Source organism: Azospira restricta, assembly GCF_016858125.1.
In the GTDB taxonomy this organism is placed as follows: domain Bacteria; phylum Pseudomonadota; class Gammaproteobacteria; order Burkholderiales; family Rhodocyclaceae; genus Proximibacter; species Proximibacter restrictus.
Map to the genome: position 1 here is coordinate 3,888,182 of NZ_CP064781.1, position 20,117 is coordinate 3,908,298.

General features: G+C 66.7%; 19 protein-coding genes. 8 read left to right on the forward strand and 11 right to left on the reverse strand.

The window, feature by feature from the left end:
• Window positions 1–5 precede the first annotated feature (5 nt).
• From IWH25_RS18520 to proB, 6 genes are all read left to right on the forward strand, one after another.
• Window positions 6–989, forward strand: coding sequence for a hypothetical protein (locus IWH25_RS18520; protein ID WP_203387234.1), 984 nt, complete (start codon window positions 6–8; stop codon window positions 987–989).
• Window positions 986–1,711 (forward strand): type II secretion system protein, encoded by a 726-nt coding sequence (locus tag IWH25_RS18525; RefSeq protein ID WP_203387235.1) that lies wholly within the window; start codon window positions 986–988, stop codon window positions 1,709–1,711. The genes IWH25_RS18520 and IWH25_RS18525 overlap by 4 nt, the downstream gene beginning before the upstream one ends.
• Window positions 1,712–1,803: 92 nt before the next feature.
• Entirely contained in the window at window positions 1,804–2,115 is a 312-nt protein-coding gene (gene rplU / locus IWH25_RS18530; protein WP_203387236.1) for a 50S ribosomal protein L21, read from the forward strand.
• A 29-nt stretch (window positions 2,116–2,144) separates the two neighbouring features.
• Window positions 2,145–2,408 carry a 50S ribosomal protein L27 gene (gene rpmA / locus IWH25_RS18535; protein ID WP_203387237.1) on the forward strand — a complete coding sequence of 88 codons (264 nt, stop codon included), beginning with the start codon at window positions 2,145–2,147 and terminating at the stop codon, window positions 2,406–2,408.
• A 78-nt stretch (window positions 2,409–2,486) separates the two neighbouring features.
• Complete coding sequence (gene cgtA, locus IWH25_RS18540) at window positions 2,487–3,572, forward strand: Obg family GTPase CgtA (RefSeq protein ID WP_203387238.1); 1,086 nt, start codon at window positions 2,487–2,489, stop codon at window positions 3,570–3,572.
• Window positions 3,569–4,690 (forward strand): glutamate 5-kinase, encoded by a 1,122-nt coding sequence (gene proB / locus IWH25_RS18545; RefSeq protein WP_203387239.1) that lies wholly within the window; start codon window positions 3,569–3,571, stop codon window positions 4,688–4,690. Before cgtA ends, proB begins: the two co-directional genes overlap by 4 nt.
• A 132-nt stretch (window positions 4,691–4,822) precedes the next feature.
• Here proB and IWH25_RS18550 read toward each other — a convergent pair whose 3' ends face one another.
• The 8 genes from IWH25_RS18550 to rpe all read right to left on the reverse strand — a co-directional run bounded on the left by IWH25_RS18550 (window position 4,823) and on the right by rpe (window position 13,828).
• On the reverse strand, window positions 4,823–5,944 hold the full coding sequence (locus IWH25_RS18550; RefSeq protein WP_203387240.1) for a porin: 1,122 nt from the start codon (window positions 5,942–5,944) through the stop codon (window positions 4,823–4,825).
• A 174-nt stretch (window positions 5,945–6,118) separates the two neighbouring features.
• Entirely contained in the window at window positions 6,119–8,431 is a 2,313-nt protein-coding gene (locus IWH25_RS18555; RefSeq protein WP_203387241.1) for an O-linked N-acetylglucosamine transferase family protein, read from the reverse strand.
• Window positions 8,403–9,191 carry an indole-3-glycerol phosphate synthase TrpC gene (gene trpC / locus IWH25_RS18560; RefSeq protein ID WP_203387242.1) on the reverse strand — a complete coding sequence of 263 codons (789 nt, stop codon included), beginning with the start codon at window positions 9,189–9,191 and terminating at the stop codon, window positions 8,403–8,405. Before trpC ends, IWH25_RS18555 begins: the two co-directional genes overlap by 29 nt.
• Window positions 9,188–10,210, reverse strand: coding sequence for an anthranilate phosphoribosyltransferase (gene trpD / locus IWH25_RS18565; protein WP_203387243.1), 1,023 nt, complete (start codon window positions 10,208–10,210; stop codon window positions 9,188–9,190). The genes trpC and trpD overlap by 4 nt, the downstream gene beginning before the upstream one ends.
• Entirely contained in the window at window positions 10,207–10,779 is a 573-nt protein-coding gene (locus IWH25_RS18570) for an aminodeoxychorismate/anthranilate synthase component II (protein WP_203387244.1), read from the reverse strand. Before IWH25_RS18570 ends, trpD begins: the two co-directional genes overlap by 4 nt.
• A gap of 13 nt (window positions 10,780–10,792) precedes the next feature.
• The gene (gene trpE / locus IWH25_RS18575) at window positions 10,793–12,292 is read right to left on the reverse strand and encodes an anthranilate synthase component I (RefSeq protein WP_203387245.1); all 1,500 of its coding nucleotides are present in this window, start codon (window positions 12,290–12,292) and stop codon (window positions 10,793–10,795) included.
• Between the two features lie 157 nt (window positions 12,293–12,449).
• On the reverse strand, window positions 12,450–13,139 hold the full coding sequence (locus IWH25_RS18580) for a phosphoglycolate phosphatase (RefSeq protein ID WP_203387246.1): 690 nt from the start codon (window positions 13,137–13,139) through the stop codon (window positions 12,450–12,452).
• Window positions 13,139–13,828: a ribulose-phosphate 3-epimerase gene (gene rpe / locus IWH25_RS18585; RefSeq protein ID WP_203387247.1), complete on the reverse strand. Its 690-nt coding sequence runs from the start codon at window positions 13,826–13,828 to the stop codon at window positions 13,139–13,141. Before rpe ends, IWH25_RS18580 begins: the two co-directional genes overlap by 1 nt.
• Window positions 13,829–13,945: 117 nt before the next feature.
• Between rpe and apaG the strand changes: the two genes are divergently transcribed.
• Both apaG and IWH25_RS18595 read left to right on the forward strand, forming a co-directional pair.
• Entirely contained in the window at window positions 13,946–14,326 is a 381-nt protein-coding gene (gene apaG / locus IWH25_RS18590) for a Co2+/Mg2+ efflux protein ApaG (protein WP_203387248.1), read from the forward strand.
• Window positions 14,323–14,916, forward strand: a complete 594-nt coding sequence (locus tag IWH25_RS18595; protein WP_203387249.1) for a class I SAM-dependent methyltransferase — start codon at window positions 14,323–14,325, stop codon at window positions 14,914–14,916. Before apaG ends, IWH25_RS18595 begins: the two co-directional genes overlap by 4 nt.
• Here IWH25_RS18595 and ydiK read toward each other — a convergent pair.
• The 3 genes from ydiK to secA form a co-directional block, all read right to left on the reverse strand.
• Window positions 14,902–15,990, reverse strand: a complete 1,089-nt coding sequence (ydiK, locus tag IWH25_RS18600; protein WP_203387250.1) for an AI-2E family transporter YdiK — start codon at window positions 15,988–15,990, stop codon at window positions 14,902–14,904. The genes IWH25_RS18595 and ydiK overlap by 15 nt on opposite strands.
• A 3-nt stretch (window positions 15,991–15,993) precedes the next feature.
• Window positions 15,994–17,232: a bifunctional glutamate N-acetyltransferase/amino-acid acetyltransferase ArgJ gene (gene argJ / locus IWH25_RS18605; protein WP_203387251.1), complete on the reverse strand. Its 1,239-nt coding sequence runs from the start codon at window positions 17,230–17,232 to the stop codon at window positions 15,994–15,996.
• Window positions 17,233–17,341: 109 nt separating this feature from the next.
• Entirely contained in the window at window positions 17,342–20,068 is a 2,727-nt protein-coding gene (gene secA, locus IWH25_RS18610) for a preprotein translocase subunit SecA (protein WP_203387252.1), read from the reverse strand.
• Window positions 20,069–20,117: the final 49 nt, after the last annotated feature.

Here is a 20,117-nt window from a genome sequence, read left to right on the forward strand (position 1 = left end):
ATCGAATGCGAACACGCCCGAGGCCGCCCGCACCTCGGCGGGAGGCCGGCGCCGCGCTGCTGCTGGCCTTGCTGGCGCTGCTCGGCGGCGGCCTGTCGCTGCTGCTTGGCCGGCTCACAGCGGGCGATGCGCGCCAGGCCGCCGAGCGCGGCAGCCAGGCGGCGCTGGCGCGCGCCAAGGCGGCCCTGATCGGCCGCGCCGCCGTCGACGACAACCGGCCGGGCGCGCTGCCCTGCCCGGCCGAGGATGCCAGCGGCGAAGTGCCGCTGCTGCGCGGCAACCACTGCCCGACCTATCTCGGCCGCTTCCCGTGGAAGACGCTGCGTACCGGCGAGCTGCGCGACGGCCACGGCGAACTGCTGTGGTACGCGCTGGCGCCGGCGTTGCGCGACGACGACAGCGCGCGGATCAACAGCCGGACGACGCCCGAGTTGCGCGCAGACGACCAGCCGGACATCGCCGCCATCGTCTTCGCACCGGGTCCGCCGCTGGCGGCACAGCGCCGCCCGGGCAACGCCGTCGCCGACTATCTCGAGGGCGGCAACGCCGACGGCGACGCGGCCTACACGAACGGCCCGGCATCCGCCGCGTTCAACGACCGCCTGCTGCCGATCTCCCGCGACGAGCTGTTCCGCATCGTCGGCAAACGGGTGCTCGCCGAAATTCGCGGCCCCGCGACGCCGACGGCGCCGCCGACCTACGGCTTGCGGCACTATTACCACGCCAGCGCCGCACCGCAGGCTTTCCCGTGGGCCGATGCCGACGGTGACGGCCACGGCGACACCGGGCGCGTCAGCGGACGCCTTCCCCAACGGGACATCCATCTGCTCAGCGCGCCGCCACCGGCTAGACAGCCGGCAGACTGGCTCGAGAAGAACCGCTGGCTCGAGCTGATCGTCTACGAACGCCTCGGTCCGGCCGCGGCGCGACTGAGCCTCGGCGACCTGCACGCGGACGTGGTTCCCTGTCCGGGAGTCCCTTGCCGATGAACCAGCACCATCCGCCCGGACGCCATCGCCGCGGCTTCACGCTGACTGAGGTCGCGATCGTGCTGACCATCGTCGGCCTGCTGCTGACAATGCTGCTGCCCTTGCTCGGCGCGCAGCTCGACCAGCGCAACGAGCACGAGACGCGGCAGGCGCTGGCCGAGGCGCAGGAAGCGCTGATCGGTTTCGCCGTCGCCAACGGGCGCCTGCCGCGACCGGCCACGTCGGCGGTCGACGGCGCCGAGGCGCCGGTCGCCTGCGCCAGCGAGACCGCCTGCACCGGCTTCCTGCCATGGCAGACGCTGGGCGTCCGCCACACCGACGGCTGGGGCAAGCTGTTGCGCTACAGCGTCACGCCGGCCTTCGCCAACGCCGGGTTCACGCTGGCGACCCCGGCCACCAAGAAACTCCAGTCGCGCGACGGGGCGGGCAACCTGGTCTATCAGGTCGGCAACGCCAGCGCCTGTTCCGCCGCCAATCCCTGTGCGCCGGCCGTCGTCTACTCGGCCGGCAAGAACAACTGGGGAACGCGGGCCGACGGGACGGCAGTCGGCGACGCCTCGGCAACCAATGCGGACGAGGATCGCAACGACAGCGCGACGACGCTGTTCATCGTCCGCACACCCGCCGCCGCGGGCGCCGGCGGCGAGTTCGACGACCTCGTCGGCTGGCTGCCGACGACCGTGCTGTTCAACCGCATGGTCGCCGCCGGCCGGCTTCCCTGAGGCTCCGCAGAATCTCAAGCAAGCCTTTGACGCGGCGCGAAAAATCCGTATAATGCGCGGTTCTTCGTTTCACGTTCTGTATGGAGTCCAACATGTACGCGGTCGTAAAAACCGGTGGCAAGCAGTATCGCGTTGCCGCTGGCGAAAAACTTAAAGTAGAACAGATACCGGCGGACGTTGGCGCAGAAATCACGCTTGACCAGATCCTGATGGTAGGTGAAGGCGAGTCCGTGAAGATCGGCGCCCCGCTCGTTGCCGGAGCCACGGTGAAGGCCACCGTGCTGGCCCAGGGCCGTCACGACAAGGTCAAGATCTTCAAGATGCGCCGCCGCAAGCACTACCAGAAGCACCAGGGGCATCGCCAGTATTTCACCGAACTGCGCATCGACGCGATCAACGCGTAAGCGCTGGCCAGAAGCAAGGAGTCTGAAACATGGCACACAAAAAAGCTGGCGGCAGTTCCCGTAACGGCCGCGAATCGGAATCGAAACGCCTTGGCGTGAAGCGCTACGGCGGCCAGTTGGTCGCTGCCGGCAACATCATCGTTCGCCAGCGCGGCACCGAGTTCCACCCGGGCGAGAACGTCGGCATCGGCAAGGACCACACGCTGTTCGCGCTGGTCGAGGGCCGCGTCCAGTTCGCGATCAAGGGCGCTCAGAAGCGCCGCACCGTGAGCATCGTTCCCGCCGCCGAGTGATCGACCGGCGAGGCGCACGCTGACTCGCAAAAAGCCCTATCCGTGCGATAGGGCTTTTTTGTTACTGAGAGACGAAAAATGAAGTTCATCGACGAAGCCAAGATCTACGTGGCTGCCGGCGACGGCGGCAACGGCATGGTTTCGTTCCGCCGCGAGAAATACATCCCCAAGGGCGGCCCCGACGGCGGGGACGGCGGCAAGGGCGGCAGCGTCATCGTCGTCGCCGACCGCAACATCAACACGCTGATCGATTACCGCTACACGCGCAAATTCCTCGCCCAGCGCGGCGAGAATGGCGGCACCGCCGACTGCTACGGCAAGGCCGGCGAGGACATCGTGCTGCGCATGCCGGTCGGCACGGTGATCAGCAATGCCGCCACCGACGAGGTGATCGCCGACCTCGACACGCACGACAAGCGCATCGTCATCGCCCGCGGCGGGCGCGGCGGGCTCGGCAACATCCACTTCAAATCCTCGACCAACCGCGCGCCGCGGCAAAGCACCAAGGGCGAGCCGGGCGAAGAACTGGACCTCAAGCTGGAACTGAAGGTGCTCGCCGACGTCGGCCTGCTCGGCCTGCCCAACGCGGGGAAAAGCACCTTCATCCGCGCCGTCTCGGCAGCCCGGCCGAAGGTCGCCGACTATCCGTTCACGACGCTGCACCCGAACCTCGGCGTCGTCCGCGTCGACGAGAACAAGAGCTTCGTCATCGCCGACGTACCGGGGCTGATCGAGGGCGCCGCCGATGGCGCCGGCCTCGGCATCCGCTTCCTCAAGCACCTCTCCCGCACGCGGCTGCTGCTGCACATCGTCGACCTGGCGCCGCTCGACCCCGAGGCCGACCCGGTGCGCGACGCGCGCGCGATCGTCGGCGAACTCGAGAAGTACAGCCCCGAGCTCGCCGCGAAGCCGCGCTGGCTGATCCTGAACAAGCTCGACCTGATTCCCGAGGAGGAACGCGATGCGCGCATCCAGTCCTTCCTCGACGAATACGGCCACGACGGCCCCTGGTTCGGCATCGCCGCGATCAGCGGCGACGGCTGCCGGCCGGTGGTCTATGCCATTTACGACGCACTGCAGGCGCTGCAGCCGTCGCCCTCGGCAGAACCGAACGCCGACGAATCCGATCCGAACGCCACCACCGACTCCGCCATCGACGAATGACTCCCACCCGCCTTGCCGCTTCCCGCCGACTGGTCGTCAAGGTTGGCTCCGCCCTCGTCACCAACAACGGCACCGGCCTCGACCTCGCTGCGATCGGCGAATGGGCCCGGCAGATCGCCGTGCTGCGCAAGCAGGGCAAGGAGGTGGTGCTGGTCTCCTCGGGCGCGATCGCCTGCGGCATGCAGCGGCTCGGCTGGAGCAAGCGGCCGCACGCCGTCCACGAACTGCAGGCCGCCGCCGCGGTCGGCCAGATGGGGCTGGCGCAGGTCTATGAAAGCGCCTTTGCGAAACACGGCCTCGCCACCGCGCAAGTTCTGCTCACGCACGACGACCTCGCCGACCGCAAGCGCTATCTGAACGCACGTTCGACGCTGACGACACTGCTGCAACTCGGGGTGGTGCCGATCATCAACGAGAACGACACCGTCGTCACCGACGAAATCAAATTCGGCGACAACGACACGCTCGGCGCACTGGTCGCCAACCTGGTCGAGGCCGAGGCGCTGATCATCCTCACCGACCAGCCCGGCTTGTACACCGCCGATCCGCGCAAGGACCCGAACGCGACGCTGATCGGCGAGGCCGCCGCCGGCGAGGCGCGACTGGAGGCGATGGCCGGCGGCGCCGGCACCTCGATCGGCAAGGGCGGCATGATCACCAAGGTACTCGCCGCCAAGCGCGCCGCGCGCAGCGGCGCGCACACGGCGATCGCCAGCGGCCGCGAGCCCGACGTGATGCCGCGACTGGCCGCCGGCGAGGCGATCGGCACCCTGCTCGTCGCCGGCACGCAGCCGCTCGCCGCGCGCAAGCAATGGCTGGCCGACCACCTGCAGTTGGTCGGCAAACTGATCCTGGATGCGGGCGCGGTCAAGGCACTGCGCGACGGCCGCAGCCTGCTGCCGGTCGGCGTCAAGAGCGTGGAAGGGGAATTCGAACGCGGCGCCGCAGTTGCCTGCGTCACCCCGGAGGGCCAGGAACTCGCCCGCGGCCTGACCAACTACGCCAGCAGCGAAACCCGGCTGATCGCCGGCAGGAGCTCCGGCGACATCGAATCGATTCTCGGCTACATCGACGAGCCGGAACTGATCCATCGGGACAATCTGATCCTGTTGGGCTGACAGGCACGTCGCCCCCGTTTCGGTCGCAACAGGCAGCCTCCCCGCCCCTTACCTCTTAAGTTTTCCCCAGCACACCAAAGCAAAACGGGCGCCGAAGCGCCCGTTTTCATTTCCAACTGACTGAACGTCAGATTAGAACGTGTGGCTGATACCCGCGGCGAAGGTGCCGTTACGCTCGTCAAGAGCGGAGACGTAGCCGGCGCCGGCGGCGACCAGGGCGTCGTTGTCGTTCTTGACCGAGGTGTAGGTGGTGTACAGCGTGGTGCGCTTCGACAGGGCGTGCGTGTAGCCCAGGCCCCAAGCCTTCGAATCACCCGCGCCGGAACGGTCCCACGACAGCTTGGCGTAGCTGGCGTGGAGCTTGCCGTTGCCGAAGACCGGAACGGTCGCGCCAACGCTCCAGACCTTGTTGCCGAACTGGGCGGCAGAGGTGTTCACGTCGTCATCCTGATCCTGATAGGACGCGAAGACCTTGACGACCTTGAAGTCGTAGGAGGCGCCGAGCATCCACTCGTCGACATCCTTGCCGTTCTGACCGCCGGTACGGGTCACCGTGCCGGCCCAGTAGCCGGTGCCGGCGGCAACGCTGAAGGCGGCCTGATCCAGACGGGTCTGGTAAGCCAGATCGACGTTCAGCGGGCCGTTGGCGTAGTTCAGGCCGAGACCGGCTTGGCCGACCGAGCCGCTCGACTCGGAAACGGCAGTCGTGCCTGCCTCACCGTAGCTGTAGATACCGCGGACGCTGAAGCCGGCCCAGGTCGGCGACTGGTAGACCGCCGAGTTGTTCCAGCGGGCGTTCGAAGCGGCCTGGATGGTGTTGCCGGCAGCGGTGTTCAGGACGGCCAGCGGGCCAACGCTCGCGCCAGCGAAGGCGTCGTTGCGCACTTGCGTGAAGTAGCCCGGAGCATACTGACGGCCGAGCGTCACGGTGCCGAGCTTGTCGCTGCTCAGACCGACGAACTGCTGGCGAGCCAGGGCGGTACCGACGCCGGCGTTGGCGTCCAGCGACAGGCCGTATTCCAGCGTGAACACAGCCTTCAGACCGTTGCCGAGAGCCTCTTCACCCTTGAAGCCGAGGCGCGAACCAGCCAGGATGCCCGACTCGATGCCGTTCCAGGCATTGTTGCGGCCGTTGTCGCCGTTGGCGTTCACGTAGCCGGCGTCAGCAACACCGTAGATGGTAACGTTGCTCTGCGCGAAGGCAGCCGTCGAAGCCAGACCGGCGACAGCCAGGGCGATCAGTTTCTTTTGCATCAGATTTCTCCTCTGTGATTAAGACGGGTTCTTCGTGTTGCCACTAAAACCGGGCTTACCTCTCTTGAAATGAGGGGTTGGACGGATTCTGGCAAACAGCAATCGTCCGAGCAACGAGCATTTGCCTTCAAGGCGCCCAACAACAGCCTCTTTGTTGCAACAATACAACAAGAATCACTGTCCGCCCTGCCGCCACATTTCCCACATCGCGTTCTCGAAATCCTTGGCGAAATCTACCGGCTGAAAAACAGCGGACCTGGACAAGCGTGCCCGCATCGAGGCACGGGTTTCTGCCAACCGCTCGATGGTGCTCGAAAATGCTGCCGCTTTCTCGACGAAGACAGACTCGTCTGTGGCGACCCAATCACCAAGACCCGCACTTTCGAGAATACCCATCCCTTGCCGCGACAAAAAGCGGCTTCCGGCCAACGTAAGCACCGGCACCCCCATCCACAGGGCCTCTGCAGTAGTCGTAACGCCGTTGTATGGGAACGTATCCAACGCGATGTCGACCGCCCCGTAGGCGGCAAGATGTTCCGCCCGCCTATTTATCGGGCCTAGCAGCTGGACACGGCCGGGTTCGACACCACAAGCCGAGAAACGCGCGTGCGTCATGCGGCACGCCTCGGGATCCTGCAACTGACTTGCTTTAATAATCAGGCGGCTATTCGGAACGGCATGAAGCACGTCCGACCAAACCTTCACAACGCGGCTGCCGATTTTCGACAGATTATTAAACGAGCCAAAAGTAACTCGGCCGGCAGCTAATGCCGGCAAGGGAGCAACGGGAATATCAATTCGGGGCCGAGAGAAACATAGATAACTCCTCGGCATCCTCCAGACCCTCTCAACGAACTGCGCCTCCAATTCGGAGGGCAGTGTCGAGGCATCCGCAAGGTAATACCCCATTGCCGACAGACCTGTAGTGGCACAGTAGCCGAGCCAACAACACTGTACTGGCGCCGGCCTGAGTGCAAACACGGGCAGACGCCCATCCAGTGAATGCCCGGATAGATCAACGAGAACATGTATACCGTCGGCGCGAATCATTTCGGCCGCAGCCCGATCCGTCATGCCGGACAACGGCTTCCACGCTGAAAAATGCGGCAGGATACGTGCTGTCAGTTCGTCGGCACGCCGGTGCGTCGGATATGCGTAGAGCTGAATACGCGACTGATCGACCGAGGATAGGAAATCCTCAAGGAAGTGCCCCACCGAATGCTCGCGCAAATCACCCGACACGAATCCGACTTTTAACCGGCCAGGGTCCGCCTCAACCGACCAACTCGAGAACGGCGCCCCCACATTCCGCTCGACCAGCCGCCCATATTCTCGGGCAAGCCGTATGTTCTCTTCGGCGTCGCAAGTATCCGAATACAAGCCAACGGCAAGCTTTCCAGAGATTGCCGGCAAATTGTCCGGAGACATTGCGAGCACATCGTCAAATCCTTGGCAGGCGCGATCAAAGTCCCCTTTGTCACCATACAGCGCCGCCAGCGAATACTTGGGCTGTATATCATCAGGCGCCAATTCAGCGGCTCGCATAAAAAGGCGTTCAGCCTCGTCAAGCTCCCCATACTTTCGACGACACTCCCCTAGCCACATCAAGGCGTCCGGTGCTCCCGGGGCCAAATCGCACGCCATGGCAAACGCCTCCGCCGCCCCTTCCCGGTCAAGCGAAAGCAAAGATCTTCCTCGCAATAGATGAGCTGCAACATTTTGTCTGTCCAATTTCAAGACATGCTCGCTCACCACCACCGCATCATCGGGGCGACCTGCCTCAATAAGGGTTTCGCAGAACTCGACCAACACCTCGACGTCACTGCCATAAGCGCCGACGACATCACGAAAGGTGGCTACGGCCTGTTGCAAATCACCTTGTGCCCGGCAGAATCTGGCACGGTTAAGCAAGGCGGGAGGAAACCCCTGGCGAAGGTGCAACGCGCGATCGCAGGCAGCCAGTGCCGACCCGACATCCCCCAAGGCGAACTTCATCACGCCAACATTCACCCATCCGGCAACGTGATCAGGAGAGATAGCAACGACGCGCTCTGCATGAATGAGCGCTTCACGATAACGCTTTTGAACACTGAAAGCCTCAGACAGTGCAAGATGCGCCGCCACGTAATTCTTGGACAGAGCAACTGCTCGCTTCAAGCTTTCAATGGCTGACGGTACAGCATCGCTTTTCAGGAGACCTTGGCCCAGATTGTAATGAGCCTCGGCGAAGTCTGGTTTCAACTTGATGCACTTCTTCAGGCACTTAGCCGCCTCGGACGGATCACCACGCTGAAAACACAAAACTCCGAGAAAATTCAGGACATTGATGTCCCGCGGATTGGTTCGAAGCAGACTATGGTATTCAGCGTAGGCCGGCTCCAATAGCCCCTGTTGATGCAAATTTAGCGCGCGACTGAATCTGCTCGAGTAATCATGCATGGTTAAGGTAAAAAACCAGTTACGCGAACAACGCTGCCAAAGCCTCACCCGGCTTAGCCGCACGCATAAAAGCCTCTCCGACGAGGAAAGCGTTAACGGCATTCCGCCGCATCAGCACGACATCGGCCGGCGCCAGAATGCCGCTCTCGGTGACCACCAGCTTGTCTGCTGGAATCCGCGGCAGCAGGTCAAGCGTCGTCTGCAGGCTGACTTCGAAGGTGCGCAGGTTGCGGTTGTTGATGCCGACCAGCGGCGTCTTCAGCTGCAGCGCCAGCTCCAGCTCGTCGCCGTCGTGCACCTCGACCAGCACCGACATGCCGAGGCCGTGGGCGATCGCTTCGAACTCCCGCATTTCGGCCAGACTCAGCGCCGAGACGATGAGCAGGATGGCGTCCGCGCCCATCGCCCGTGCCTCGTAGACCTGGTACGGATCGACGAGGAAGTCCTTGCGCAGCACCGGTAGCGCACAGGCAGCGCGAGCGGCCTGCAGGTAGTCGGGCGCGCCCTGGAAATACTGGCGGTCGGTGAGCACCGATAAACATGCCGCCCCATGCCGCTCGTAGCTCGCGGCAATCTCGGCTGGCCGGAAGTCGGCGCGCAGCACACCCTTCGACGGGCTGGCCTTCTTGATCTCGGCGATCACCGCCGGCCGGCCGGCAGCGACCTTGGCCTGTAGCGCGCCGGCGAAATCGCGTGTCGGAGCCTGCGCCTCGGCTTCGGCGCGGACCACCGCCAGCGGCTTCACCGCGCTCGCCGCGGCCACTTCCTCGCGCTTGGTGGCGAGGATTTTCTTCAGGATATCGCTCATGCGAACTGCTTCGTAAAGGTGACGAAGGCATCGACCTTGGCACGCGCGGCGCCGGAGGCGATGGTCTCGAAGGCGAGGTCGACGCCGTCGGCCAGGGAGCCGGCGACGCCGGAAACATACAAGCTGGCGCCGGCGTTCAGCGCGACGATGTCGCGCGGCGCGCCGAGCTTGTTCTCCAGCGCGCCGAGCAGCATCGCCTTCGATTCCTCGACGGTGGCGACGCGCAGCACCTTCGGGTCGTGCACGGCGAGGTTGAACTGTTCCGGATGCACCGCGTATTCGCTGACGCGGCCGTCCTTCAGCTCGCCGACCAGCGTCTCGCCCGAGATCGAGATCTCATCGAGCCCTTCGCGACCGAAGACGGTGAGCGCCCGCTTGCTGCCGAGACGCTGCAGCACGCGCACCTGGATGCCGACGAGGTCGGGATGGAAGACGCCCATCACCTGCTGCGGCGCATTCGCCGGGTTGGTCAACGGACCGAGGATGTTGAAGATCGTGCGCACGCCCAGCTCGCGGCGCACCGGCGCCGCGTGCTTCATCGCGCTGTGGTGGCTGGGGGCGAACATGAAGCCGAGGCCCAGCTCGTCGATGCAGGTGGCGACCTGCTCCGGGTTGAGCATGATGTTGGCGCCGAGCGCCTCCAGCACGTCGGCGCTGCCCGACTGCGAGGACACCGAGCGGCCGCCGTGCTTGGCGATGCGCGCGCCGGCCGCCGCCGCGACGAACATCGCGGCGGTCGAGATGTTGAAGGTATGCGCGCCGTCGCCGCCGGTGCCGCAGGTATCGACCAGCCGGCTGTCGTCCTGCACCGTCACCTTGGTCGACAGCTCACGCATCACCGAGGCGGCGGCGGCGATCTCGCCGATCGTCTCCTTCTTCACGCGCAGGCCGGTGATGATCGCCGCGATCAGCACCGGCGACACCTCGCCGCCCATGATCTGGCGCATCAGCGACACCATCTCGTCGTGGAAGATCTCGCGATGCTCGATGACGCGTTGCAGGGCTTCTTGCGGCTTCATTTGGCGTGCTCCTCGAGGAAGTTCTTCAAGAGGTCGTGACCGCGCTCGGTCAGGATCGATTCGGGATGGAACTGCACGCCCTCGACAGCCAGCGTCTTGTGGCGCACGCCCATGATCTCGCCGTCGTCGGTCCAGGCGGTGATCTCCAGGCAGTCGGGGCAGGTCTCGCGCTCGATCGCCAGCGAGTGGTAGCGGGTGCAGGTCAGCGGGTTCGGCAAGTCCTTGAACACGCCGACGTCCTCGTGGTGCACCGGCGAAGTCTTGCCGTGCATCAGCTGCCTGGCGTGCACGATACGGCCGCCGAAGGCCTCGCCGATCGACTGGTGGCCGAGGCAGACGCCGAGGATCGGAATTTTGCCGGCGAACTCGCGGATCGCGGCGAGCGAGATGCCGGCCTGCGCCGGCGCGCAGGGACCGGGCGAGATCACCAGGTAATCGGGCTTCAGGCGCGCGATCTCGGCGAGCGAGATCGCGTCGTTGCGGAACACCTTCACCTCCTGGCCGAGCTCGCCGAAATACTGGACGAGGTTGTAGGTGAAGGAATCGTAGTTGTCGATCATCAGCAGCATGGCAGCGCCCTCCTCAATCGATCCGGGTGTCGAGGCCGTGCTCGGCCATTTCCGCGGCACGCAGCACGGCGCGGGCCTTGCTCTGGGTTTCCTGCCATTCGGCGGTCGGGTCGGAGTCGGCGACGATGCCGGCACCGGCCTGGACGTTGAGCTGGCCGTCCTTGATCACCGCGGTGCGGATCGCGATCGCCAGATCCATGTCGCCGTGGAAGCCGAGGTAGCCGATGGCGCCGCCGTAGATGCCGCGCTTCACCGGCTCCAGTTCGTCGATGATCTCCATCGCCCGCACCTTCGGCGCGCCCGAGAGCGTGCCGGCCGGCAGCGTCGCCTTCAGCACGTCGAGCGCGTTCAGGCCCGGCTGCAGCTTGCCTTCGACGTTGGAGACGATGTGCATCACGTGCGAGTAGCGCTCGATGGTCATGTTCTCGGTGACCTTGACCGCGCCGACCTGCGCCACGCGGCCGACGTCGTTGCGACCGAGGTCGAGCAGCTGGACGTGCTCGGCGCGCTCCTTCTGGTCTGCGAGCAGTTCCTTCTCGAGCGCCAGGTCCTCGTCGTGCGACGCGCCGCGACGGCGCGTGCCGGCGATCGGGCGGACGGTGACGATGCCCTCGCCGCCCTCGTGCTCGAGGCGGACGAGGATTTCGGGCGAGGCACCGACGATGTGGAAGTCCTCGCAATCGAAATAGAACATGTACGGCGACGGGTTGAGCGTGCGCAGCGCGCGGTAGAGCGCCAGCGGGCTCGCCGTGAACGGCTTGGTCATGCGCTGCGACAGCACCACCTGCATGATGTCGCCGTCCCGGATGTACTGCTTGGCCTTGGCCACCGCCGACTTGAACGCCGCCTCGCCGAACACCGAGACCGCCGGCTGCGAGGCGGTCGGCTTCTCCTCGGGAATCTGCACCGGCGCACGCAGTTTGGCGAGCAATTCCTTCAGCCGCGCCCGCGCCTTCTGGAAGGCGCCGGGGACGCCCGGCTCGGCGTAGACGACCAGCGTCAGCTTGCCGGAGAGGTTGTCGACGACGGCGATTTCCTCGGAGAGGAAGAGCAGGATGTCCGGCGTGCCGAGGTCGCCCGCGAATTTGCCTTCTTTCTGCGTGCGCGTCAGCTTGGTCTCGACGTAGCGCACGGTGTCGTAGCCGAAGGCGCCGACCAGGCCGCCGCAGAAGCGCGGCAGGTTCGACGACGGCGCCGCGCGGAAGCGGCCCATGAACTTCTCGATGAAGTCGAGCGGGTTGGTGTCGTCCTCGCGTTCGGAGATGCGCTGGCCGGTCAGCACCAGCACCTGGTGGCCGTAGACCGCGATGCGCGTCGGGCTGGAGATGCCGATGAAGGAGTAGCGGCCGAAGCGTTCGCCGCCCTGCACCGATTCGAGCAGGTAGGAATACGGCGAGTCGGCCAGCTTCAGGTAGATGGACAGCGGCGTGTCGAGATCGGCGAAGGTCTCGAGCGTGACGGGAATGCGGTTGTAGCCCTGCGCGGCGAGCGCGTTGAATTCGGTTTCGGTCATGATGCCCTCAAGCGGGAATTTCGTTTTCGGTCCGGGGTTCGTGTGTTCTTGTCCGCCCCGGCGACGGACGGCAGGTATCAGTGTTGGCGCGAACGCCACCACTCGCGGCGCCAGGCGCCGGCGACCATTTCCGTCCGGATAACGAAGGGCTTGCGGGTCACGATGTGGGCAGGGTCTGTCGGTTGATCTCGGCCACGCGGCGCGCGGCTTCAAGCAGATCGGATACTAGCGCATCGCAGTTGGCCGTGTCCACCGGGCCTTCCTCGGTGTAGCCGTAGGGCACGGCAAAGGCACGGCAGCCGGCCGCGCGCGCGGCGAGCAGGTCGTTGTCGGAGTCGCCGATATGCAGGTTCGCTTCCGGGCGAACGCCGAGGATGGCGCAGGCGTGCAGGATCGGCTCCGGATGCGGCTTCCTGTTGGCCGTGGTGTCGCCCGACACGGCGACGACGAAGAAGTCGGCGAGCCCGGTGCGTTCGAGCAGCGGGCCGGTGAAGGCGGCCGGCTTGTTGGTGACGAGGCCGAGCGGCAGGCCCAAGGCGCGGAAGGCCTCGAGCCCCGCGCGCACGCCCGGATATTCGCGCGCCGCGCGGCCGTTGACGACGGCGTAGTGGCGGCGGAAGACGGCGATCGCCCGGGCCAGCAGTTCAGCATCCGGCGCCCGGCCGTCGGCGGCGGTCAGGCAGCGCTCGACGAGTACCGCCATGCCCTTGCCGACGAAGCGGCGGACCTTGTCGACGCCGTGCGGCGCCCGGCCCAGCTCGACCATCGTCGCATCGCAGGCGGCGGCGAGGTCGGCGATGGTGTCGAGCAGCGTGCCGTCGAGGTCGAAGGTGACCGCGCGGATCATCAGACCTTGGCCAGTTCGGCGCGTAGCGCGGCGACCACCGAGTCGTAGCGGTGCGGGTCCGCATCCCGGCCGGCGCCATAGACGGCCGAGCCGGCGACGAAGGCATCGGCGCCGGCGCGGGCGATCTCGGCGATGTTGTCGACCTTCACGCCGCCGTCCACCTCGAGCCGGATGCGGCGGCCGGTACGCGCCGCATAGGCGTCGATCTTCGCCCGCGCCGCGCGCAGCTTCTCCAGCGTCGCCGGGATGAACTTCTGGCCGCCGAAGCCGGGGTTCACGCTCATCAACAGCACCAGGTCGAGCTTGTCCATGACCCAATCCATATGCTCGAGCGGCGTCGCCGGATTGAACACCAGGCCGGCCTGGCAGCCGCTGTCCCTGATCAGCCCGAGCGTGCGGTCGACGTGCTCGGAGGCTTCCGGGTGAAAGGTGATGATGTCGGCGCCGGCCTTGGCGAAGTCCGGCACGATGCGGTCGACCGGCTTGACCATCAGGTGCACGTCGATCGGCGCCTTGGTCAGCGGCCGGATCGCCTCGCAGACCAATGGGCCGATGGTCAGGTTCGGCACGTAGTGGTTGTCCATCACGTCGAAGTGGATCCAGTCGGCGCCCGCGGCGATGACGTTCTGCACCTCCTCGCCGAGCTTGGCGAAGTTGGCCGAGAGGATGCTGGGGGCGATGACGTGCATGGCGATGGCTCCGTGGGTGAAGCGGCGATTTTAGCAAGAACCTCGAGCCGCCCGGCTTGTCTTACCCGGCGCTTTCGTGTGCAATCCCCCGACCACCGACAACGAATCCCCCCTGACATGAGCGACCGCAAGTACGCCATCGAAGTCCGCCCCGCGCCCGAGTTCATCGCCGACCAGTCAAACCCGGAGGACGACCACTACGTGTTCGCCTACACGATCACCATCCGCAACGTCGGCAGCGTCGCAGCGCAACTGGTGTCGCGCCACTGGATCATCACCGACGCCGAGGAGCGGGTACAGGAAGTGCGCGGTATCGGCGTCGTCGGCCAGCAGCCGCTGCTGCAGCCCGGGGAGAGCTTCCAGTACACCAGCGGCTGCGCGCTGCCGACACCGGTCGGCACGATGCGCGGCAGCTACCAGATGGTGGCCGAGGACGGCACGCATTTCGATGCCGAGATTCCCGAGTTCACGCTCGCCGTCCCGCGCGTGCTGCATTGACGCTGCAGACTTCCTACACGCTGATCGCCCCGTTCTATGACGCGGCGATCGACCGGGCGACGCGCGCCGCGCGCCGGGCCAGTCTGGCGCAGCTGCCGGCGGCGCCCGGCCGGGTGCTGGTCAACGGCGTCGGCACCGGACTCGACCTGCCGCTGCTGCCGCGCCAGCACGCCTACGTCGGCCTCGACCTCACCGCCGCGATGCTGCGCCGCGCACTGCCGCGCGCCGACAGGCTCGACTTCATGGCGGTCCAGGGCGACGCGCACGCGCTGCCCTTTGCCGACGCCAGCTTCGACCACGCCGTACTGCACCTGATCCTCGCCGTCGTCCCGAACCCGAACGCCTGCCTCGCCGAAGTGGCGCGCATCGTGCGCCCCGGCGGCAGCGTCCTGGTCTTCGACAAGTTCCTGAGGAGCGGCCAGCCGGCGCTGCTGCGGCGGCTGGCGAATCCGCTGGTGCGGCGGCTGGCGACGCGACTCGACGTCGTCTTCGAGGACGTTCTCGGCGCGACCGCTGGCCTGCGCCTGGAGCGCGACCAGCCGGCGCTGGCCGGCGGCTGGTTCCGGCTGATCCGGCTAAGCCGCGTCTGACGCTGCGTCGGCGTCCTCGGCCGGGCCAAGGGCGTCGGCGATCCAGGCTTCGAGCAGGGTATAGGTCACGGCCAGCACGACCGGGCCGATGAACAGCCCGATCAGCCCGAAACCGAGCATGCCGCCGATGACGCCGGCGAAGATCAGCAAGAGCGGCAGGTCGGCGCCGCGCTTGATCAGCGCCGGGCGCAGGAAATTGTCGAGGGTGCCGACGATCAGGCTCCAGACGAGCAGGAAGATCGCCCAGCCGGTATCGCCGGCCCAGAACAACCAGCCGACCGCCGGCAGCAGCACGACCATCGGCCCGACCTGGGCGATGCACATCATCAGCATCAGCGCCGACAGGAAGCCGGCGAACGGCACGCCGGCGACCGCCAGCCCGATGCCGCCGAGCACCGTCTGCACGATCGCGGTGACGCCGACGCCGAGCGCGACGCCGCGGATCGCCTGGCCGGCGAGGACGATCGCGTTCTCGCCGCGCTCGCCGGCGAGCCGGCGGCCGAAGCGATGCAGCTTGCCGGCCGCCGTCTCGCCGCTGCCGTACATGATCGCCGCCAGCACGACGACGAGCAGGAACTGGACGAGCATGGCGCCCAGGCTGCCGGCTTCGGCGACCAGCCACCTGCCGACGTTCGCGGCGTACGGCGTCGCCCGCCCGAGCAGGCCCTGCGGACCGGCAGCAGCGACGTCGCGCCACAGCGCGGCGAGCTTCTCGCCGACCAGCGGCAGCGCCCGGACGAATTCGGGCGGCGGCGGCAGGCCGTGCTCGGCCAACGTCCGCGCCCAGGTCGCGATGCGGTCGGCGTTGTCGACCAGCGTATCGATCGCCAGCCACAGCGGCACGACCAGCAGCAGCAGCAGCGCCACGGCCATGATCGTCACCGCCAGGCTGCGGCGGCCGCCGAGGCGGCGCTCGATCTGCAGGAACAGCGGCCAGGTGGCGACGACCAGCATCGCTGCCCACACCGCCGCGCCGAGGAAGGGCTTCAGCACCCAGAACGACGCCCCGACCAGCCCGGCAATGCAGGCGATCGCCAGGATCGTGCGGGTCAGGTCGCGGCGGATCTCGGGCACCGTTCAGCTCCGGTAGTCGGCGTTGATCTTCACGTAGTCGTAGGAGAAATCGCAGGTATAGACGCTCGCCGCCGCCGTGCCGCGCCCGAGGTCGATGCGGACGGTGATCTCGGCCGCCTTCATGATGTGCGCACCGGCCTCCTCGCGGTAGCTGGCGGCGCGCCCGCCCTGCTCGGCGACGAGAGTCTCCTCGCCGGCGCTGCCGAGCCAGACGCGGATGCCGTCGACGTCCAGATCATTGATACCGGCGTAGCCGATCGCGGCCAGGATGCGGCCGAGGTTGGGGTCGGAGGCGAAGAAGGCGGTCTTTACCAGCGGCGAGTGACCGACCGCGTAACCGACCTTGCGGCATTCGTCGCGGTCGCGGCCACCCTGCACGGCGACGGTGATGAACTTGGTCGCACCCTCGCCGTCGCGGACGATGGCCTGCGCCAGCTCGCGGGCGACGGCGATCACCGCCTCGCGCAGCTGCGCGTAGCCAGGCGCGGCGGCGTCGGCGAAGCTGGCGCCGGATTGGCCGGTGGCGATCAGGATGAAGGAGTCGTTGGTCGAGGTGTCGCCGTCGACGGTGATGCAGTTGAACGACTCGTCGGCGGCCTCCTTGACCAGCTGCTGCAGCAACGACTGACTGACGCCGGCGTCGGTGGCGAGGTAGCCGAGCATGGTCGCCATGTTCGGCTTGATCATGCCGGCGCCCTTGGAGATGCCGGTCAACGTCACCGTCCTGCCGTCGATGACGATGCGGCGCGAGGCGGCCTTGGCGACGGTATCGGTGGTCATGATGCCGTGCGCGGCGGCATGCCAGTTGTCGGCCTTGAGGTCGGCGGCAGCCGCCGGCAGCCCGGCGACCAGGCGCTCGACCGGCAGCGGTTCGAGGATGACGCCGGTCGAGAACGGCAGCACCTGCGCGTCCGCGACGCCGAGCAGCTGCGCCACTGCGGCGCAGGTCTGTTCCGCCGCCTGCAGCCCCGGCTCGCCGGTGCCGGCGTTGGCGATGCCGGTATTGATCACCAGCGCGCGAATCTCGTTGCCTCCGGCCTGATGGCGGCGGCAGACCTGCACCGGCGCCGCGCAGAAGCGGTTCTCGGTAAACACGCCGGCGACGGTGGCGCCGGCGTCGAGCGCGAGCAGCGTCAGGTCGCGGCGGTTGGCCTTGCGGATGCCGGCCTCGGCGACGCCGAGGCGGACGCCGGCGACGGGGAACAGGGCTGCGGGGGCGGGAGTGGCGTAATTGACGGGCATGGTCGGATCCGGAAAGACGAAGATTGTGCGGGGACGATCAATGACGAAGGCACAGAGGATAACGCATCCGCGTCATGCCCTGTGCCTTCGGTTCGGCCGCAGCCGGGGGTCAGCTCAGCTTGCCGTGGCAGTGCTTGTACTTCTTGCCCGAGCCGCAGGGGCAGGGGTCGTTGCGGCCGACCTTGGGCCCGGCCTGCGCCGGCGGCGGCGCCGCTGCCGCTTCGCCTTCGCCTTCGCCTTCGCCGCTGCCGAGCGCCTCGGCGTAGTCGGCATGGTGGTATTGGACGTTCTGCACCTCGGCGTGCGGCGCGGTTTCCTCGACGTCCTCGGCGGAGCGGATCTGCACCGTCACCAGCAGGCGGGTGACCTCGTTGCGCACCGACTCGAGCAGCCCCTCGAACAGTTCGAAGGCCTCGCGCTTGTACTCCTGCTTCGGGTTCTTCTGCGCATAGCCGCGCAGGTGGATGCCCTGGCGCAGGTGGTCGAGCGCCGCCAGGTGCTCGCGCCAGTGCGTGTCGAGGCTCTGCAGCATGACGTTGCGCTCGAACTGGTGGAAGTTCTCGGCGCCGACCAGTTCGACCTTGGCGGCATAGGCCGCGTCGGCCTGGGCGACGATGCGTTCGAGGATTGCGTCGTCGCCGAGGTTCGGCTCGCTCTTCACCCATTCCTGCACCGGCACCGCCAGCATCAGTTCGCCCTGCAGCGCCTTCTCCAGCGCGGCGAGCTCCCACTGCTCCTCGACCGACTCCTCCGGCACGTGCGTGCGGAAGATCGAATGGATGACGCCGTGGCGCATCGCGGTGATCGTCTCCGAGATGTCCTCGGTCTCGAGCAGCTCGTTGCGCTGCGCGTAGATCACCTTGCGCTGGTCGTTGGCGACGTCGTCGTATTCGAGCAGCTGCTTGCGGATGTCGAAGTTGCGCCCCTCGACCTTGCGCTGTGCCGATTCCAGCGAGCGGCTGACAAGCGGATGCTCGATCGCTTCGCCTTCCGGCATCTTCAGCCGCTCCATGATCGACTTCAGGCGCTCGCCGGCGAAGATGCGCAGGAGCGGATCGTCGAGCGACAGGTAGAAGCGCGACGATCCGGGATCGCCCTGGCGGCCGGCGCGGCCGCGCAGCTGGTTGTCGATGCGCCGCGACTCGTGGCGCTCGGAGCCGATGATGTGCAGGCCGCCGGCAGCGAGCACCTGCTCGTGCAATTCTTTCCACTCCGCGCGCATGGCGGCGATCGTCGCCTCCTTCTCCGCGGCCGGCACACTCTCGTCGTCCTTCAGCGCGGCGATGCCCTTCTCGACGTTGCCGCCGAGCACGATGTCGGTGCCGCGGCCGGCCATGTTGGTGGCGATCGTGATCACCCCCGGCCGGCCGGCCTGGACGACGATCTCGGCTTCGCGCGCGTGCTGCTTGGCGTTCAGCACCTGGTGCGGCAGCTTCTCCTGGTCGAGCAGCTGCGACAGGATCTCCGAGTTCTCGATCGAGGTCGTGCCGACCAGCACCGGCTGGCCGCGACCGTGGCAGTCGCGGATATCGGCGAGGATCGCGTTGAACTTCTCCGGCGTCGTGCGGAAGATCTGGTCGTGGAAGTCCTGGCGCTGGACCGGCTTGTTGGTCGGGATGACCACCGTCTCCAGGCCGTAAATCTGCTGGAATTCGTAGGCTTCGGTGTCGGCCGTGCCGGTCATGCCGGCGAGCTTGCCGTACATGCGGAAGTAGTTCTGGAAGGTGATCGACGCCAGCGTCTGGTTCTCGTTCTGGATGGCGACGCCTTCCTTGGCCTCGACCGCCTGGTGCAGGCCGTCGGACCAGCGGCGGCCGGCCATCAGGCGGCCGGTGAACTCGTCGACGATGATGATCTCGCCGTTCTGCACGACGTACTGCTGGTCCTTGTGGAACAGGTTGTGCGCGCGCAGCGCCGCGTACAGGTGGTGGATGAGCAGGATGTTGGCCGCCTCGTAGAGGCTGCGGCCGCCTTCCAGGATGCCGAGCTCGGCGAGGATCGCTTCGGCGTGCTCGTAGCCCTCCTCGGTCAGCAGCACCTGGTGGCCCTTCTCGTCGACCCAGTAGTCGCCCGGGCCGTTCTCCTCGGCGCAGCGCACCAGCATCGGCGCCACCTGGTTCATGCGCACGTAGAGGTCGGTGTGGTCCTCGGCCTGGCCGGAGATGATCAGCGGCGTGCGCGCCTCGTCGATCAGGATCGAGTCGACCTCGTCGACGATGGCGAAGTTCAGGCTACGCTGCACCCGCTCGCCGGTCGAATAGACCATGTTGTCGCGCAGGTAGTCGAAGCCGAACTCGTTGTTCGTGCCGTAGGTGATGTCGGCGGCGTAGGCCGCCTGCTTCGCCTCGTGGTCCATCTGCGACAGGTTGCAGCCGACCGAGAGGCCGAGGAAGCGGTGCAGCCGACCCATCCACTCGGCGTCGCGGCTGGCCAGGTAGTCGTTCACGGTGATCACGTGCACGCCCTTGCCCGACAGCGCGTTGAGGTAGCAGGGCAGCGTCGCCACCAGCGTCTTGCCCTCGCCGGTGCGCATTTCGGCGATCTTGCCGTAGTGCAGCACCATGCCGCCGATCAGCTGCACGTCGAAGTGGCGCATGCCGAGCACGCGCTTGCCGGCCTCGCGGACGACGGCGAAGGCCTCCGGCAGCAGGTCGTCGAGCGTCTCGCCCTGGTCCAGGCGCGCCTTGAACTCGCCGGTCTTGGCCTGCAGCGCGTCGTCGGAAAGGACTTCCAGCTGCGCTTCGAGCGCGTTGATCTTCCTGACGGTCTGCGAATACTGCTTGATCAGCCGGTCGTTGCGGCTGCCGAAAATCTTCTTGAGGAGGCCGGAAATCATCGTGGAGACGACCGAGGTCGTGGATTCGGGAAAGCGCGGATTCTACCAT